A 15225-nucleotide genomic window follows, 5' to 3' on the forward strand; every position below is an offset into this window, starting at 1 on the left:
GGGTTTTCTCTTCGCGCTCGCAGACCGGGGGCGGCCATGACGGCGGCGGCCATCCGGTTCATCGAGGGCCTGGAGGTTCCGACCGGCGCCCTATGCGGCAAGCGGCTGAAGCTGGCCCCCTATCAGAAGCGGTTTCTCAAGGGCTCCCTCGCCAAGGGGATCACCATCGGCGTCCTGTCTGTGGCGCGGGGCGGCGGCAAGTCCGCTCTGACTGCCGGCGTCGCGCTGGGCCATCTGCTAGGCGAGATCGACCCTCAGCCCCGGCGGGAATGCCTGATCGGCGCCCGGACCCGTGATCAGGGCCGGGTGGTGTGGGACTATGTGTCGGGCCTGGCGCGGTCCCTTCCCGACGACGTGCAGAAGCGCCTCACCTTCCGCCGCGCTCCCCGACTGGAGATCGAATACGAGGACGAGACTGGGCCGCACCTGATCCGCGTGCTGGCGGCGGACGGCAAGAATGCCCTCGGCACAAGCCCGTCCCTGGTGATCTGCGACGAGCGCGGTAACTGGGACTTGGCCAAGGGCAACGAGCTGGAGCACGCCCTGTTGTCCGGCCTCGGCAAGCGGGGCGGCCGTATGCTGCTGATCAGCACCTCGGCGCCCGATGACGCGCATCCCTTCAGCAAGTGGCTGGATGAGGAACAGGCGGGCGTTTATCGGCAGGAACACCGCGCCGACGACGGCTGCGCCCCTGACGATCTGGAGCAAATCCGCAAGGCCAACCCCGGCGCGGAACATGGCGTGGGCGCCAGCCTGGAGTGGCTTCAGGCGCAGGCCCGGCGCGCGGTCGAGCGGGGCGGATCAGCCCTGACGACCTGGCGGCTCTACAACCTGAATCAGCGTGTCTCCGGCGAGGACCGGGACGTGCTGATCTCGACCGACGAATGGCTGGCGTGCGAGGCCGGAGAACTGCCGCCCCGCTCCGGTCCTGTGGTGATCGGCATTGACTTGGGCGGGTCCGCGTCCATGTCGGCCGCCGCCTTCTACTGGCCTGAGACGTGTCGGCTGGAATGCCTCGGCACCTTCCCCTCGCAACCCGCCCTCCTGCCGAGAGGCCAGGGCGATGGCGTTGGCGACCGATACTGCGAGATGCAGCGGCGGGGCGAGCTTTCGACCCTTGGGGAGAAGACGGTTCCGGTGTCCGCTTGGCTCACTGAGGTGATCGCCCATGTCGCCGGTGAACGGATCAGCGCCATCACCGCCGACCGATACAAGCAAGCCGAGATCGGTGAGGCGCTGGACCGCGCCGCCATTCGGGTTCCGATCAATTGGCGCGGCCAAGGTTTCCGGGACGGCGGCGAGGACTGCGAGCGGTTCCGGCGGGCCGTATTCGACGGCAAGGTGAAGTCCCTCCCGTCCCTGCTGCTGCGCTCCGCCTTTGCGGACGCGGTGGTGCTCCGCGACCCGGCGAACAATCTGAAGCTGGCCAAGGCCCGCTCGACCGGCCGGATCGACGCGGCCAGCGCCGCCGTCCTGGCCATCGCTGAAGGTGCTCGCCAGACCGCCCGCCCCATCAAGCCGGCGAGGGCTCCGCTATGGGCCTGAGGAAATACACCCGCGCCGGGGCCGCCATCTACCGGTCGCCTCAGTGGAAGGCCGTGCGGCTCCTGGCCAAGCGCCGGGACGGCTTCAAGTGCGTGTCCTGCCGGGCCGTGGGCGATCTGGAAGTGGATCATATCCAGCCGATCCGGTCGCACCCGGACCTCGCCTACGACCTGACCAATCTCCAGACGCTGTGCGTCCCCTGCCACTCTCGCAAGACGAGGATCGAGGTGGGTTTGGACGTGATCGACCCCAAGCGCCAGGCGTGGCGCGATCTCGTGCGTGAACTCGCCAAACCCCTGAAGGACACCCCTCACCATGCTTGAATCAGTGAAGATCAACCGGCGTCAGTCGGAAATCCGGCAGGCCCTCTCCGGCCTCGTCGGCAAGGAAAAGCCGAGCGAAGACGAGACCCGGCAGATGTCGGACCTCGACAACGAATATCGGTCCAATGAGACCCGCTACCGCGCGGCGCTCGTGGCCGAAGATGAGCAGCGCCAGGACGCTAAGGGCGAACTGGAGACCCGTTCCGACCGCGAATATGCGGACCTGATCGGCAAATTCGAGATGCGCCAGGTCGCGCTCGCGCTGGACGAGGGCCGGCCGCTGGAAGGCGCCACGGCTGAGATCGTGCAGGAGATGCGCTCCAAGGGCGGCTATCGCGGCTTCCCTGTGCCGTGGCAGGCCCTGGAGGTGCGCGCCGGCGAGACGGTGGCCAGCGGAACGCCTGACCCGATCCAGACCCGTCCGATCATCGACCGCCTGTTCCCGGACAGCGTGGCGGCCCGCATGGGCGCCCAGATGATCAACATCGACAGCGGCGCCGTCGAATGGCCGGTGGTTACGTCTAGCGTGACGGCGGGCTGGGCCAACGGCGAGACCGGCAACGTCGCCGGCCCGGCTGTTTTCGCCACGACCGACCGCGCGCTGAAGCCGGAACATAACCTCGGCATTCAGATGCGGATCACCCGCAAGGCGTTGAAGCAGTCCGGGGACGCCCTGGAGCAAGCCGTGCGCCGCGATATGAACGGCGCCATCGCCGTCGAACTGGACCGGGCTGTATTCCAGGGAAGCGGCACGAATGGCCAACCACTGGGCGTGATCACCGGCGCGGCGACCTACGGCATCACGAGCACCGACGCGGGCGCAATGGCGACGTGGAGCGCGCTCCGGGCGGCCGTGGTGCGGTTCATGACCGGCAACGCGGCGGGTTCTCCCGGGGCCGTCCGTTCCCTGATCCGCCCGGAACTCTGGGCTCTGCTGGACGACACGCTGATCGACGGCACCGCCGTTTCCGAATGGGACCGGCTGCTGAAGAACATCCCCGCCGGCAACATCGCCATGTCGGCCAATGCCCTTCCGGCTCCCTCGGGCGACCCGCTGGAAACCCAGGCCCTTCTCACCACGGCGGCCGGCGGCGTGGCCCCGATCTTTGTCGGCACCTGGGGCGGTGTGGACCTGATCCGCGACCCCTATTCCGATGCCCAGTCCGGCGGCCTCCGCCTCACGGCCCTCACCACGGTTGACGTGACGGTGGCCCGGCCGGCGCAGCTCGAGCTGATCACCGGCCTGGAACTGGAGGCGGGCGAGTAAGATGCTGACCGGCTTCTGCGACGGGGAACTGATCCTCGAGGAACGCGCCGCACGAAGCCGGAAGCGGCGCGTGAAAGGACGCTTTCCCTACAATAAGCGGGCGACCCTCAGTGATGGGGGTCGCACCGGCAAGCCGCGCAAGGAAGTCTTCGCCCCGCGCGCCTTCGCCTACAACGTGGCAAAGCAGGAGGTGGATATTCGCCTCCTGGTCGGACACGACTACGGCAAGCCGCTGGCCAGCCGCGGGGCCGGGACGCTGGCCCTGCGAGACGATGACGACGCCCTGACTTTCGAGGCGATCATCACAGAGGAACTGCAGGACGCAAGTTGGGTCCGGGATTTCTTCGCCGGTTTCGCGGCCGGGCTGATCCGGGGCCTGTCGCCCGGCTTCCGCATCCCGCCGAAGCGGGCCGTGCCGAACGCCGAACGGGTGGATGAGGAAGATCCGGCAGAAGGCTTCGCCCTGATCCGCACCATCTTTCAGGCGCTCCGGTTTGAGCTCTCTGTCGTCACCGCCGCCGCCTACATCGAGGCGGCCCTGGAGGCAGAGGACGAAGAGGACGAGGCCAGGAGCTGGACGCCGACCGATAGCGGCCTGCTGATCCCCGCCGGACACGGCGCGGGCCTTCAGCGCACCTTGCACCGCTGGAGGGCCTGACTTGGCAGAGACCCTCAAACTGATCGAGGCCGCCCCCGCCTCCTATCCCTTGGCGCCCGTCGGACTGTCGGAAGCGGCCGAAGCCCTCGATCCCCGGTTCATCTGGCAACGCATCGAAGCCTACACGGCCTGGCGCTGGAGCGAGCGGGCCGTCGAATGGGTCGTGGAAGGGCCGGGCTGCTGGAGTCCGCCCTTGGCCCCGGTGACGGTCGCCACGGTCGAGAACTGGCAGAGCGAGGCCTGGCAGGCTTGCACGTCCGCCCCTTCGCCTTTCGGCGGTTATGACCTCGCGGGCTCCGGCCCCTACCGCTTCACCGGCGTAGCGGGGACAGACGATGACCCGCCTCCCGACGTGCTGGAGGCGTTCCGGCGCTTGGCCGAATACATGGCCGCGAAACCGGGCAAGGCGGGCGCCAGCTCTGAGAGCGTGTCCGCCGGGTCCGTCACCCTGTCGCACAACCGGTCAGCCGAATGGCTGGCGCGCGCGATGATCAACAGCGGCGCCGCCGACCTCCTGCGCCGATACCGGAGGACATGATGCTGGGCTGGCTGTTCAATCGAGGAAACACCGCAGATTTGCGGAGTAACGAGCGGCGGTCCTCCGCCTCCGGCTTCACGGCCGAGATCATCGCGGCGCGCGAGAGCTACATCAGCGGCCGGCGCGGCGTCGCGGAACTGACCGCCACGGCACAGAGCTGCATCAGCCTTTGGGAGGGCTGTTTCGCCCTTGCCGACGTGGATGGCACGGACCTTCTGGACCGGCGCTCTCTGGCGCTCATGGCCCGTTCCGTGGCGTTGCGCGGCGAGTCCCTGTTCCTGATCCGGGATCATGGCCTGGTCCCGTGCTCTGATTGGGATTTGTCCACCCGTGACGGCGTTCCCCGCGCCTACCGGGTCAGCGTGTCGGAAGCCGGCGGCGGCACGACTGAGACGGTCCTGGCGGCTGAGGTGCTGCACCTTCGGATCGGGTCCGACCCGGCGGCCCCTTGGCTTGGAACGGCTCCCCTTCGCCGCGCCAGCCTCACGGCGGGGATGCTCCAATCGGTCGAGAGCGCCCTTGCTGAGATTTTCGAGCACGCGCCCCTCGGTTCGCAAATCGTCCCGTTCCCTGAAAGTCAGGACACCGATCTGGACCTGATCGGCCGGGGCTTCCGGGGCAAGCGAGGGCGCGTCTTAATGCGGGAGAGCGTCACGGTTTCGGCGGCCGGCGGTCCTGCGCCAGTGGCGGACTGGAAACCCGCCGACGTAACGCCGGACCTGTCGCGGGCCATGACAAAGGAGACGCTGGACGCGGCCCGGAACTCGCTCTGTGGCGCGTTCGGCGTCCTACCGGCCCTCTTCGCCTCGAATGCCCAGGGACCACTTGTGCGGGAGGCTCAGCGCCACCTCGCGGGCTGGACGCTCCAGCCGATCGCCATGCTCTTGGCGGAGGAAGCGTCCGCCAAGCTGGGGAGTGAGATCAGCATCGACGTGATGCGGCCGGTCCAGGCCTTTGACGTGGGCGGCCGGGCGCGGGCGCTCCAGACGATCATTCAGGCCTTGGCGCAGGCGAAGGAAGCGGGCTTGGCACCCGGCGACCTGAACGCGGCGCTCACACAGGTGAACTGGGGGCCGAACGACGGCGCGGCATAGGGCTGGCCACCCTGCGCGCTCCCATGTCCGCGCGCGATTGGCTGGGGTAAGTCGTGAGTGCCCGAAAAACCGCGACAGGGTGCGGCGGTTCCCTTTCGTCCCGCGCGGCACCCGCTGGCTAGAAGCCTCCGATTACCGCACGTCCAACACGCGCCGGAGCTGGCGGCTTCTTGGACAGGGCATATTCCAACGCCTCGATGACCTCACGGCGCTGCTGGACGCTGCGGAGGTAAAGATCGTCGCCCGTCTGCGCGAGCTTGTAGCCAGCGTCCACTAGATCGAGCTTCAGCTCCGCTAGCTTGTCCTCAATCGCCTTAGCCTGTTCTCTGGCCTTGGCCCTCCGGTCGTCAGTCATGGTTGTCCTCAGTCGATCATGGCGTTGATGTCGTATTTGTAGCCACCCTTGCCCTCGGCGGCCCAGGCGAGAAGATCGGCCGCTTCCTTTAGCTGTTTCATCCGGTCCAGCGTCATCTGGCGCTGATCCATGACGTATTGCTGGGCCAGGCCCCACGCTTCCTCGCGGAGGTTCTCGATAGTCGCCTTCACGGCGGCGGCTTGTTGTTCTTCGGTCATCCGTCCTTCCTACTGATCAGCGCGCCCGAATGAGAGGCCGGCCATCACGCCCTTGAAGGACTCGACCGCCTCGCTTTGCGTCGCTCCGGCAAAAACGACCGCCTCCGTGGCGACCTCACCCAACTGGACAATCATGTTCAGCAAGTCTTCCCGCTCAAAGTCATCAGGCGCTTCCGACACGACGTGAGCGACAGCTGCGATCCGGTTCAGCCGCTCCAGCAATCCCGTGTAAGGCACGTCCTCGATATGGCGCCCCGGGAGCGTGTCGGAAGTCATAGAGCCTTCTCCATCAAGCGTCTGATCGCCTCCGGCCGTGTCGGCTTATCGGCCTGGCTGTTTCGCCACGCGTCCAGCTTGGCCAAGGCCTCCGGCGGCACGCGGACAGTCACCGGTGTGGCGTTCACCGCCGGCCGACCGATCTTCTTTCTAATGTCAGAAACGCTTGACGCCATGACATAGTTAATGTCAGAAACAGGCGGACCGAGCAAGCGCGCCAACGCTTTGCCCGGCCCTAACCGAAACGCGACCTGTCTAGGAGATCGCCATGACGGCTGCTGAGCCGAATAGCACACCTGCGCCTGAAATCCCGTTCGATTGGCGCGAGCTCTGGGACTCCGCGTCCCGCCTTCACCCCGACGCCCCGGAAGCCCTGCACCACGCCATCGCCGCTGGCGTCGATCCCCGCGACCTTCGCCTGGTCCAGCTCGCCGGCGATGACGCTCCGGCCTTCTGGTTCGGCCCTCGCGCTGGCGTCTGCACCATCTACAACCGCACCGGCGCGGCGGGCACGGCGACCGTGGGGAGGATCGGATGACCGCCCTCGCCGTGATCGAACACCCCGCCATCGAGCGCCAGCGCCTCCGCCGCAAGCTGGAGCGGGTGATCGACAAGCTGATCGTGGCACTCGACACCCTGGACGGCGACCCGGACCTAGAGGATGGCGCCGACGACGAGCCGAGCCTGTCCGCCGCCGTCCCGCGCGCCGACTGGAGCGGGTCACAGGACGCTTGGATTCAAGGTCCAGACGACGACCGTGAGGACCAATGCGAGGACGAAGGCGGCGAGCATGACGGCCGCGAACCGGAGGACGGGGTATGATCCTCGATCTGCCGTCATTTCCCATGAATTCCCTAGCGAAATCGGCTGTCGCCTATTGGCGAATTCCCGAAATCGAGGCACATTCAGGGCTGGGGGAAAAACGTGAACGTCTCCGCTTCGGATGCAGGAGGAAGGCTCAGCCTCGTGACCTATTCCAACGTCCTCTACGGCGCAAAGGCCATCGCCGCCTATGTCTTCGGAGACGAGGCCAAGTGGTCGCGGATCATCGACATGAACCGTCGACTGGACGAGCCGCACCGCTTCCCCATGTTCTACATCGGGGCCACGCTCTGCGCCCGCCGGACCGCGATAGACGACTGGATTGCATCGAGGGAGGCGGCGAACTGCAATGCGCCGACGCCCCATGAGAAGGCCGCCTGACGTGCGCGCGCTTCGCAAGGTCGTGGTGAAGGCGCACGAGGTGAACCGCATCCTGGAGGTTCTGGCCAAGCGCGGCCTGACGCCGACTATCGACATTCTCCCCGGCGGCGTGGTCCGCCTTCACCCCGTTCCGCCCGCCGCCAATGACGTGGGCGAGGCCGACGACGCAAAGGCGAGCCAGATATGGGACGAGGCCTTAAACACCTAGGCTTCGCCAACGTCACCCCGATGCGGGACCGGCACGGCAAGGTCCGCTACCGCTTCCGCAAGAAGGGCATGGCGACGGCGTATCTCCCCGGCTTGCCGGGCTCGCCAGAATTCGCGGCGGCCTATGAGGCGGCGGCGGCCGGCGCCAAGGCCCTGGTGATCGGACAGGCCCGAACGAAGCCGGGCACGATCAACGCGCTCGCGGTGGCGGCTTATGCGTCGGCCGACTGGTCAGCCCTGGCCGAGACGACTCAGCGAAACTATCGCGGCGTGATGGAACGCCTGCGCCGGGATCACGGCGACAAGCCGGTGCGCGGCCTCGCGGCGGAGCATATCCTGAAGCTGCGGGATCAGATTGAAGGTCAGGCGGCCCGCAACAACTTCATCAAGGCCCTGCGCTGGTTCCTGACGTTCGCCGTGTCGAGGGGCTGGCGGGCGGACAACCCGGCCATGTCGATCAAGAAGATCAGGTATCAGACGGAGGGCTATCACACCTGGACTGAGGCCGAGGTCGCGGCTTTCGAGAAGCGGTGGCCAGTCGGCACGAAACAGCGCCTTGGCATGGACCTGTTGCTCTACACGGGGCAGCGGTCGTCGGACGTGCGGTTGATGGGCCGCCAAGCCCTCTCAGGAGGCGGGATAAGGGTCCGTCAGCAGAAGACAGGCGCCGAGCTGACCATCGCCATTCACCCGCGTCTGGCGGCCTCTCTGGCGACCGTCCCGGCGGATCAGATGCTGTTCCTGCCGACGCAATACGGCCCGGCCTATACGGCGACCGGCTTCTACAACTGGATGAAGGCCGCCTGCCGTGAGGCCGGCGTTCCCGAGTGCTCTCCGCACGGTCTGAGGAAGTGCATCGCCACCCGCCTGGCGGACGCCGGATGCTCTCATTCGGAAATCATGGCCGTGACCGGCCACAAGAACCCGAAGGAGGTCGAGACCTATATCCGGGCGCGCGATCAAAGACGGCTTGCGACCGCCGCGATGGCCCGGATCGACACGGAAGGGGAACAGGATTTGGCTACCCCGGCCAACCGGTTAGCCAAATGATCGGCTAAGCTCTTGAGCAGCCGAAACTATAAATCCCGCGTGGCAGTCCCTAGGGGAGTCGAACCCCTCTTTTCAGGTTGAAAACCTGACGTCCTAACCGATAGACGAAGGGACCGCTGCGCGGAGGACCGGGGTAATAGCCGCCGATTCCGCCGCTTGCAAGCGCTTGCTGCGCAGTTTGTGTGACTTTTTCAAAGACCTGCGCTCGGCAAGGCACCGCCTCAGGCCATGCGCGGATCAGCCACGTCCTCAATCTCGAACTGCACCCCGCGACGGCCGTTCCAGTCGTCCGCCTTCAGCCGCCCGACCAGGTTCAACCCGCCCTGCCCGGCCAGCAGCGCCTTGCCGCTGGGCAGATCGGCGCAGCGCCAGGCGATGGCCCGCACCGAGGCCCCGTCCGCACCGACCAGACGGCACCGCACATGACCGCCGTTCATCGCCGCCGGCTCACGCGCCTGCACGCCTTGCAGAGCGAACAGGGGCTCAGGGTTGGCCGGCCCATAGGGCGCCAACTGCTCGAAGGCTTCGAACAGATCGCGTGTGGCTGCACTCGGGTCGATCAGGGCGTCCACCTCGACCCAGTCCTGGGCCACGGCCTCGGCCCGCTCGCCGGAAAGGCGGTCGTTGAGAAAGGCCCGCAGTTCGTCGATCCGATCCGCCGCCACCGTCAGGCCCGCCGCCATGGCGTGCCCGCCCCCGGCGATCAGCACGCCTTCGTTCCAGGCCGCCTGCACGGCCCGGCCCAGGTTCATGCCCGGCTGCGAGCGGCCCGAACCCTTGCCCAGACCATTGATGGCGTCGACGCCGATCACCACGACCGGCTTCCTCCAGCGTTCGCGCAGACGCCCGGCGACGATGCCAACCACGCCGGGGTGCCAGTCCTCGCCGGCGATCACCACCATGGCGGATTCGTCGTTGTGCGCGCCCGTGGCCTCGACCCGGCGCACCGCCTGTTCCGTCACTTGGGCCTCGACCTCGCGCCGGGCGATGTTCAGGGCGTCCAGTTCCTGCGCCAGCATCCGCGCCTCGTCGGGATCGTCGGTGGACAGCAGGCGCGCGCCTAAGTCCGACTTGCCGATCCGTCCGCCGGCATTGATGCGCGGGCCCAGGATGAAGCCCGCATGATTGGATTTGGCCGGTCCCGGCTCCGCCCCGGCGGCGGCCAGCAGAGCCTTCAGCCCCGGATTCTTCCAGTCCGACATGACCTTCAGACCCAGACTGGTCAGCGCCCGGTTAAAGCCGGTCAGCCCCGTCACGTCGCAGATGGCCCCCATGGCGGCCAGATCCAGCCACTGGCGGATGTCCGGTTCGCTCTTGCCTTCAAACAGCCCCCGCGCCCGCGCCTCGCGGTTCAGCGCGGCCAGCAGGACGAAGACCACGCCCGCCGCCGCCAGGTTGCCCTGGCCGGAGTTGCAGCCGGGTCGGTTGGGATTGACCACAGCCAGACAGGCCGGCGGCTCCTCGCGCATCATGTGATGGTCGATGACGACAACGTTCAGACCGATGGCCGAGGCGTGGGCCACGGCCTCGTTGGCCGCCGCCCCGCAGTCCACCGTGATGACCAGATCGGCGCCGCGCGATTTCAGCGTATCGAACGCCCGCGCGCTGGGGCCATAGCCCTCGGTCAGTCGGTCGGGGACATAGATAGGCAGTTCCGCATCGAGCGTCCGAAACCAGCGCACCAGCAGGGCCGCGCTGGACGCCCCGTCGACGTCATAGTCGGCGAAGACGTGGATGCTGCTGCCGGCCTGCAAGGCGTCGATGATAGCAGTAGCCGCCGTGTCCATGTCCATGAAACTGGACGGGTCGGGGAACAGCGCCCGCAGCGTGGGCCTCAGAAAGTTCTCGCCATGATCCGCCGCCACGCCGCGCGCGGCTAGGGCACGGGCCATCGGCTCGTCCAGGTTCAGGGCCTGCATATGGGCGCGGATGGTCCCCGCCTCGGCCGGACGCTGGCGCCAGGCACGGCCCGACAGCGAGCGCGACACGTCAAGGAAGGCGGGAGCGTTTCCACCGTCAGCCATGGGCAATCCTTATTGGCCCGGACATCATTCCGGGATTCTGTCTGCCAGACGACCTTGATCCGGCAGGCGGCGCGTCAGGGGCGCGGACGGTCGATGGGCGGCGGCGCGGCGGCGCGGCGACGCAAGGCCTCTGCGAAGGCCTCGACCTCCTCCGGCGTCTGGGCGCCGATGGGAGCCATCTTCGCCGGATCGAAGCGTTGCCGGATCGATTCGATAAAGGCCGTCGGATCGCTGTCCATGGTCCAGTCGATCTGCGCCACCTGACCGGCCAGAGCGCCGCTGTCGGCGTTCAGCGTGCTAACATTGGCCGCCACCTGGGCCGGCTGCGGCACGTCGGTTGGCGCAGCCGGAAAATCGGCCCAGCGCGGGTAGTCGCGGTTGGCGTCCACCAGTTGCTGAATGCGCGGCGCCAGCGGCGACGTGGCGTCCGTCTGCGGGTCGAACGACCCCACGCAGCCGCCTGCGGGCAACAGCAAGCCGGTCATCGCTAGCAGGATCGTCTTTTTCGACAGGAACACATTCATCTCAACCCCGGTCATATGCCATCATCCGTCCCGGAGGAAGGCTCGCGGCCCGACGCGAGGCCGGTTCCAAAGGTTCGCCCATGGCCAAGCACCCGACCAAGGCTCCCCCCGCCCCGCTGGCAGCCGCCGCAGCGCCGCGTAAATCAGGCCGTCCGACCTCGGCCAAGCCCCGGCCGAGAAAGGCGGCGACACCCGAACCGGCCCCCGAATCGTCCGCCGAACCGGCAGCCCAGCCCAAGGCGCCGCCGCCCCAAGCCGAGGCCGCAGATCCCTTCGCCTTTGGGGCCGATCAACGTCATCTGCTGGAAACCCTGTCGCTGAACCTGGCCAAGGCGGCCATGACGGCCCAGTCGGCCATCGCCGAGGCTGCGCTCAGCCAGGCCGACCGTCCCGCCGCCCTGTCGCCCGATCCCTTCAACGTCGCCCCGGCCATGACCTCGGTCATGACCAGTCTGGCCGCCCGCCCCGAAAAGTTGTTCCAGGCCCAGGCCAACCTGTTCAGCCGCTACATGGACCTGTGGTCCACAACGTCGCGCCGCGCCATGGGCGAAGAAGTCCCCCCCTCCCCTTCCACCGACAAGCGCTTCCGCGACCCGGCCTGGAGCGAGAACCCGGTCTTCGACGTCATGCGCCAGTCCTATCTGGTCACGTCGGAATGGATGAACGGCCTGGTTTCCAGCGTCGAGGACGTCGATCCGCGCGTGAAGCGCAAGGCCGAGTTCTTCACCAAACTCCTGACCGACGCTTTCTCGCCCGCCAACTTCCTGGCCTCCAACCCAGCAGCGCTAAAGGCCCTGGCCGAGACGGGCGGCGAGTCGCTGGTCAAGGGAATGCAGAACTTCGCCGCCGATCTGGAGCGCGGCGCCGGCAAGCTGAAGATCAGTCAGGCCGACTACGGTCAGTTCAAGGTCGGCGAAAACGTCGCCACCGCTCCCGGTCAGGTAATCTGGCGCGACGAACTGTTCGAACTGATCCAGTTCGACGCCGCGACGGACGCCCAACATGCCATTCCCCTGCTGATCTTCCCGCCGTGGATCAACAAATTCTACATCATGGACCTGCAGCCGGCGAACTCGCTGATCCGCTGGCTGTCGGCCCAGGGCTTCACCGTCTTCGTCTGCTCCTGGGTCAACCCGGATCTGGACAAGGCCGAGTACGGCTTCGACGACTACCTGAACAAGGGCGTCTATCGCGCCGTTGAAAAGACGCTGGAGCAGACGGGCCAGAAGCTGCTGAACGCCGTCGGCTACTGCATCGGCGGCACCCTGCTGGGCGCGGCCCTGGCCCATATGGCGGCGCGCAAAGACGCGCGCGTCGCTTCCGCCACCTTCTTCGCCGCCCAGCATGACTTCGCCGAGGCCGGCGACCTGCTGCTGTTCACCGACGAACACTGGCTGGCCGAGATCGAGCAACAGATCGACGCCGCCGGCGGGGTCCTGCCCGGCGCCGCCATGGCCGATACCTTCAACGCCCTGCGCGCCAATGACCTGATCTGGTCCTTTTTCGTGTCCAACTATCTGATGGGCAAGGCGCCGCCGGCCTTCGACCTGCTGTTCTGGAACGCCGACCAGACGCGGATGCCCAAGCGCCTGCACCTCGATTACCTGCGCCGCATGTACGGCCAGAACGCCCTGGCCAAGGGCGAGTTCGAGATCGACGGCGAGCGCATCGACTTGTCGACCGTCAAGACGCCCCTCTACTTCCTGGCCAGCCGCGAGGACCACATCGCGCCGATGAACTCGGTCTATCGCTCGGCGCGGCTGTTCGGCGGTCCCGTGACCTACACCCTCGCCGGATCGGGCCACATCGCCGGGGTCATCAACCCGCCCGCGGCCAACAAATACCAGCACTGGACCAACCCCGCCCTTCCCGAGACGCTCGCGGACTGGCAAGCGGAGGCTGAACAGCATCCGGGCAGCTGGTGGACTCACTGGGCCGCCTGGCTGCGTGAGAAATCGGGCGAACAGATTCCCGCCCGCGACCCCAAGACCGGCCCGCTAAAGCCTATCGAGCCCGCACCCGGCGCCTATGTGAAAGTGAAGTCTTGAAGCGTATCGAACCCAACCTGCTGCTGGCGATCACGACCGGCATCGCCTTGCTGCTGCTGATCCTGACCGCCAGCGTCTTCGGACAGCCCGGCGGCGCGTTGAAATACGCCATCGTCGTTGTGGTTGTGGTGGTCGCCTTCATCCCGCTGAACGCCATGTTCCGCAAGCGCATGGGATGGGACCGCCCGCCGATGATCCATCCGGCTGCAGCCTCGACCGCCGCCTGGGCCAGCATCTTCCCCATGATGGTGATGCTGTCGGCGGCGATTCCCGTATTCTGGCCCGGCCACGATTATGGCCTGCTGATCATTATCGCCGGCCTGTGGTTCGGCGTGACGGTGGAATCCGCGATCAAGGCCCGTCAGGCGGGCTGAAACCTCAGCGCTACGCCATTGTTGCAGTAGCGCCGTCCGGTCGGCGCCGGCCCGTCCATGAACAGATGCCCCTGATGCCCCAGGCACCGGGCGCAGTGGTATTCGATGCGGGCTATGCCGATCCTGCGGTCGGTCTTGGTCCCGATATTGGCCTCGATCACGCGGAAGAAGCTCGGCCATCCGGTGCCGCTGTCGTACTTCCACCCCGACTGAAACAGCGGCAGGGCGCAGCCCTTGCAGACAAAGACGCCGCGCCGATGCTCGTCGTTCAGAGGACTGCTGAAGGGCTGTTCGGTGCCCTCATGTCTCAGCACCCGCCACGAGGCGTCGCCCAGACGCCGTTTCCACTCCGCGTCGCTGATCCGGCGAAACGGCGAGTTGGCCCACTGCCCTTCCGATGCGTCCGCCGCCTCAGGCGCACAGCCGCTCAGGGCGACAGCGACGCCGCCCAGCAGCACGGATCGACGGTCGAATACAGCGTCCATGCCCCCTATACGGCGGCCGGACGCTTTTGGTTCAGGTCAGGCCCGTCGCCTCGTCCAGACCCAGCATGATGTTCAGGTTCTGCACCGCCGCCCCCGAAGCGCCCTTGCCCAGGTTGTCGAGCAGGGCGACCAGGCGCGCCTGCTCTCCCCCACGATCGCCAAAGACGTGCAGCCGCATCCGGTTGGTGCCGTTCAGGGCCTCCGGCTCGATGCCGGTCATGGCCTCGGTCTCGTCCAGATCGGCGACCTCGACGAAACGCTGGCCCTCATAGGCCTCCAGCAGGGCCCCATGCAGCCGCTCAACCGAGGGCGTCTCCGGCAGGGCCGACAGGTGCAGCGGAACCTCGACCAGCATCCCCTGGCGATAGGCGCCGACGGCGGGCGCGAACAGGACGGGCAGCGTCAGGCCCGTATGCTTAGTCATCTCCGGCACGTGCTTGTGCTTCTGGGTCAGGCCATAGGCGCGATAGGCGGTGGACGCGTCCTCAGCTTCAAACTCGGCGATCATGGCCTTGCCGCCGCCGGAATAACCCGACACCGCATTGACCGTGACCGGATGGCTGGCCGGGACCAGACCCGCCCGCACCAGAGGCCGCATCAGGCCGATGAAGCCGGTAGGATAGCAGCCGGGGTTCGACACCCGCGTCGAGGCGGCGATGGCCGCGCGCTGACCTGCATCCATCTCGGCGAAACCATAGGTCCAGGCCGGATCGACCCGGAACGCCGTCGAGGCGTCGATCACACGCACGCTCGGATTCTCGATCATCGACACGGCTTCCTTGGCCGCATCATCAGGCAGGCACAGGATGACCGCATCGGCGCTATTCAGCGCCACGCGTCGCGCCGCGACGTCGCGCCGACGGTCGCCCAGAAGGATCAGTTCCAGATCCGTGCGCGCCTCCAGACGCTCGCGGATCTCCAGCCCCGTGGTCCCGGCCTCGCCGTCGATGAAGACCTTATGCATCGTCTAACTCCGTCCCCTCTCCCAATGGGAGAGGGCTTGAGCGCCCGAGAGCCGAAGGCGATCGGCTGCGCG

20 protein-coding genes and 1 tRNA gene are annotated in these 15225 nt (G+C 67.1%); 13 read left to right on the forward strand and 8 right to left on the reverse strand.

The annotated features are described in order from the left end of the window. The 6 genes from HX774_RS14170 to HX774_RS14195 all read left to right on the forward strand — a co-directional run. A partial coding sequence (locus HX774_RS14170; protein WP_218650439.1) for a terminase TerL endonuclease subunit occupies positions 1–1545 on the forward strand: 1545 nt, incomplete at its 5' end. Further along, positions 1536–1868, forward strand: coding sequence for an HNH endonuclease (locus tag HX774_RS14175; protein WP_178827743.1), 333 nt, complete (start codon positions 1536–1538; stop codon positions 1866–1868). The genes HX774_RS14170 and HX774_RS14175, both read left to right, overlap by 10 nt. Then, the gene (locus HX774_RS14180; RefSeq protein WP_178827745.1) at positions 1861–3135 is read left to right on the forward strand and encodes a phage major capsid protein; all 1275 of its coding nucleotides are present in this window, start codon (positions 1861–1863) and stop codon (positions 3133–3135) included. Before HX774_RS14175 ends, HX774_RS14180 begins: the two co-directional genes overlap by 8 nt. Position 3136: 1 nt before the next feature. Next, positions 3137–3793 carry an HK97 family phage prohead protease gene (locus tag HX774_RS14185; protein WP_178827747.1) on the forward strand — a complete coding sequence of 219 codons (657 nt, stop codon included), beginning with the start codon at positions 3137–3139 and terminating at the stop codon, positions 3791–3793. Between the two features lies 1 nt (position 3794). Further along, positions 3795–4331, forward strand: a complete 537-nt coding sequence (locus tag HX774_RS14190) for a hypothetical protein (RefSeq protein WP_178827749.1) — start codon at positions 3795–3797, stop codon at positions 4329–4331. Next, a complete protein-coding gene (locus HX774_RS14195; protein WP_218650440.1) occupies positions 4328–5425 on the forward strand; it encodes a phage portal protein in 1098 nt (365 codons plus the stop codon). Before HX774_RS14190 ends, HX774_RS14195 begins: the two co-directional genes overlap by 4 nt. A 118-nt stretch (positions 5426–5543) precedes the next feature. Here HX774_RS14195 and HX774_RS14200 read toward each other — a convergent pair whose 3' ends face one another. From HX774_RS14200 to HX774_RS14210, 3 genes are read right to left on the reverse strand one after another with little or no spacing between them, the layout of a single operon-like run. After that, positions 5544–5780 (reverse strand): hypothetical protein, encoded by a 237-nt coding sequence (locus HX774_RS14200; RefSeq protein WP_178827753.1) that lies wholly within the window; start codon positions 5778–5780, stop codon positions 5544–5546. A gap of 8 nt (positions 5781–5788) precedes the next feature. Then, on the reverse strand, positions 5789–5998 hold the full coding sequence (locus HX774_RS14205; RefSeq protein ID WP_178827755.1) for a hypothetical protein: 210 nt from the start codon (positions 5996–5998) through the stop codon (positions 5789–5791). A 9-nt stretch (positions 5999–6007) separates the two neighbouring features. Then, the gene (locus HX774_RS14210; protein WP_178827757.1) at positions 6008–6274 is read right to left on the reverse strand and encodes a hypothetical protein; all 267 of its coding nucleotides are present in this window, start codon (positions 6272–6274) and stop codon (positions 6008–6010) included. A gap of 268 nt (positions 6275–6542) precedes the next feature. Here HX774_RS14210 and HX774_RS14215 point away from each other — a divergent pair, with 268 nt between their 5' ends. The 5 genes from HX774_RS14215 (at position 6543) to HX774_RS14235 (ending at position 8734) form a co-directional block, all read left to right on the forward strand. Beyond that, positions 6543–6812, forward strand: a complete 270-nt coding sequence (locus tag HX774_RS14215) for a hypothetical protein (protein WP_178827759.1) — start codon at positions 6543–6545, stop codon at positions 6810–6812. Continuing rightward, positions 6809–7096 (forward strand): hypothetical protein, encoded by a 288-nt coding sequence (locus tag HX774_RS14220; RefSeq protein ID WP_178827761.1) that lies wholly within the window; start codon positions 6809–6811, stop codon positions 7094–7096. The genes HX774_RS14215 and HX774_RS14220 overlap by 4 nt, the downstream gene beginning before the upstream one ends. 144 nt (positions 7097–7240) lie before the next feature. Further along, entirely contained in the window at positions 7241–7477 is a 237-nt protein-coding gene (locus tag HX774_RS14225; RefSeq protein WP_178827763.1) for a DNA-binding protein, read from the forward strand. Between the two features lies 1 nt (position 7478). Further along, complete coding sequence (locus HX774_RS14230; protein WP_178827765.1) at positions 7479–7685, forward strand: hypothetical protein; 207 nt, start codon at positions 7479–7481, stop codon at positions 7683–7685. Continuing rightward, the gene (locus tag HX774_RS14235) at positions 7661–8734 is read left to right on the forward strand and encodes a tyrosine-type recombinase/integrase (RefSeq protein WP_178827767.1); all 1074 of its coding nucleotides are present in this window, start codon (positions 7661–7663) and stop codon (positions 8732–8734) included. The genes HX774_RS14230 and HX774_RS14235 overlap by 25 nt, the downstream gene beginning before the upstream one ends. 40 nt (positions 8735–8774) lie before the next feature. On the opposite strand, the gene HX774_RS14240 is transcribed toward HX774_RS14235, so the two are convergent. From HX774_RS14240 to HX774_RS14250, 3 genes are all read right to left on the reverse strand, one after another. Continuing rightward, a tRNA-Glu gene (locus HX774_RS14240) sits at positions 8775–8849 on the reverse strand. Between the two features lie 106 nt (positions 8850–8955). Further along, positions 8956–10758: a single-stranded-DNA-specific exonuclease RecJ gene (gene recJ / locus HX774_RS14245; RefSeq protein ID WP_178827769.1), complete on the reverse strand. Its 1803-nt coding sequence runs from the start codon at positions 10756–10758 to the stop codon at positions 8956–8958. A 74-nt stretch (positions 10759–10832) separates the two neighbouring features. Beyond that, positions 10833–11297: a hypothetical protein gene (locus HX774_RS14250; RefSeq protein WP_178827771.1), complete on the reverse strand. Its 465-nt coding sequence runs from the start codon at positions 11295–11297 to the stop codon at positions 10833–10835. 65 nt (positions 11298–11362) lie between these two features. Here HX774_RS14250 and phaC point away from each other — a divergent pair, with 65 nt between their 5' ends. Continuing rightward, positions 11363–13330, forward strand: a complete 1968-nt coding sequence (phaC, locus tag HX774_RS14255) for a class I poly(R)-hydroxyalkanoic acid synthase (protein ID WP_178827773.1) — start codon at positions 11363–11365, stop codon at positions 13328–13330. Then, the gene (locus HX774_RS14260) at positions 13327–13704 is read left to right on the forward strand and encodes a hypothetical protein (protein WP_178827775.1); all 378 of its coding nucleotides are present in this window, start codon (positions 13327–13329) and stop codon (positions 13702–13704) included. The genes phaC and HX774_RS14260 overlap by 4 nt, the downstream gene beginning before the upstream one ends. On the opposite strand, the gene msrB is transcribed toward HX774_RS14260, so the two are convergent. Further along, a complete protein-coding gene (msrB, locus tag HX774_RS14265; protein ID WP_178827777.1) occupies positions 13692–14189 on the reverse strand; it encodes a peptide-methionine (R)-S-oxide reductase MsrB in 498 nt (165 codons plus the stop codon). The genes HX774_RS14260 and msrB overlap by 13 nt on opposite strands. Positions 14190–14220: 31 nt before the next feature. Continuing rightward, positions 14221–15153, reverse strand: a complete 933-nt coding sequence (argC, locus tag HX774_RS14270; RefSeq protein ID WP_178827779.1) for an N-acetyl-gamma-glutamyl-phosphate reductase — start codon at positions 15151–15153, stop codon at positions 14221–14223. Positions 15154–15225: the final 72 nt, after the last annotated feature.

This window comes from Brevundimonas sp. P7753 (assembly GCF_013386595.1).
GTDB classification, from domain to species: Bacteria; Pseudomonadota; Alphaproteobacteria; order Caulobacterales; family Caulobacteraceae; genus Brevundimonas; species Brevundimonas bullata.

Bases quoted from the DNA above. Each gene is read 5' to 3' on its own strand.
- HX774_RS14175 (WP_178827743.1), top strand. From the start codon at position 1,536: ATGGGCCTGAGGAAATACACCCGCGCCGGGGCCGCCATCTACCGGTCG.
- HX774_RS14180 (WP_178827745.1), top strand. From the start codon at position 1,861: ATGCTTGAATCAGTGAAGATCAACCGGCGTCAGTCGGAAATCCGGCAG.
- HX774_RS14185 (WP_178827747.1), top strand. From the start codon at position 3,137: ATGCTGACCGGCTTCTGCGACGGGGAACTGATCCTCGAGGAACGCGCC.
- HX774_RS14195 (WP_218650440.1), top strand. From the start codon at position 4,328: ATGATGCTGGGCTGGCTGTTCAATCGAGGAAACACCGCAGATTTGCGG.
- HX774_RS14200 (WP_178827753.1), bottom strand. From the start codon at position 5,780: ATGACTGACGACCGGAGGGCCAAGGCCAGAGAACAGGCTAAGGCGATT.
- HX774_RS14205 (WP_178827755.1), bottom strand. From the start codon at position 5,998: ATGACCGAAGAACAACAAGCCGCCGCCGTGAAGGCGACTATCGAGAAC.
- HX774_RS14210 (WP_178827757.1), bottom strand. From the start codon at position 6,274: ATGACTTCCGACACGCTCCCGGGGCGCCATATCGAGGACGTGCCTTAC.
- HX774_RS14215 (WP_178827759.1), top strand. From the start codon at position 6,543: ATGACGGCTGCTGAGCCGAATAGCACACCTGCGCCTGAAATCCCGTTC.
- HX774_RS14220 (WP_178827761.1), top strand. From the start codon at position 6,809: ATGACCGCCCTCGCCGTGATCGAACACCCCGCCATCGAGCGCCAGCGC.
- HX774_RS14235 (WP_178827767.1), top strand. From the start codon at position 7,661: ATGGGACGAGGCCTTAAACACCTAGGCTTCGCCAACGTCACCCCGATG.
- recJ (WP_178827769.1), bottom strand. From the start codon at position 10,758: ATGGCTGACGGTGGAAACGCTCCCGCCTTCCTTGACGTGTCGCGCTCG.
- HX774_RS14250 (WP_178827771.1), bottom strand. From the start codon at position 11,297: ATGACCGGGGTTGAGATGAATGTGTTCCTGTCGAAAAAGACGATCCTG.
- phaC (WP_178827773.1), top strand. From the start codon at position 11,363: ATGGCCAAGCACCCGACCAAGGCTCCCCCCGCCCCGCTGGCAGCCGCC.
- msrB (WP_178827777.1), bottom strand. From the start codon at position 14,189: ATGGACGCTGTATTCGACCGTCGATCCGTGCTGCTGGGCGGCGTCGCT.
- argC (WP_178827779.1), bottom strand. From the start codon at position 15,153: ATGCATAAGGTCTTCATCGACGGCGAGGCCGGGACCACGGGGCTGGAG.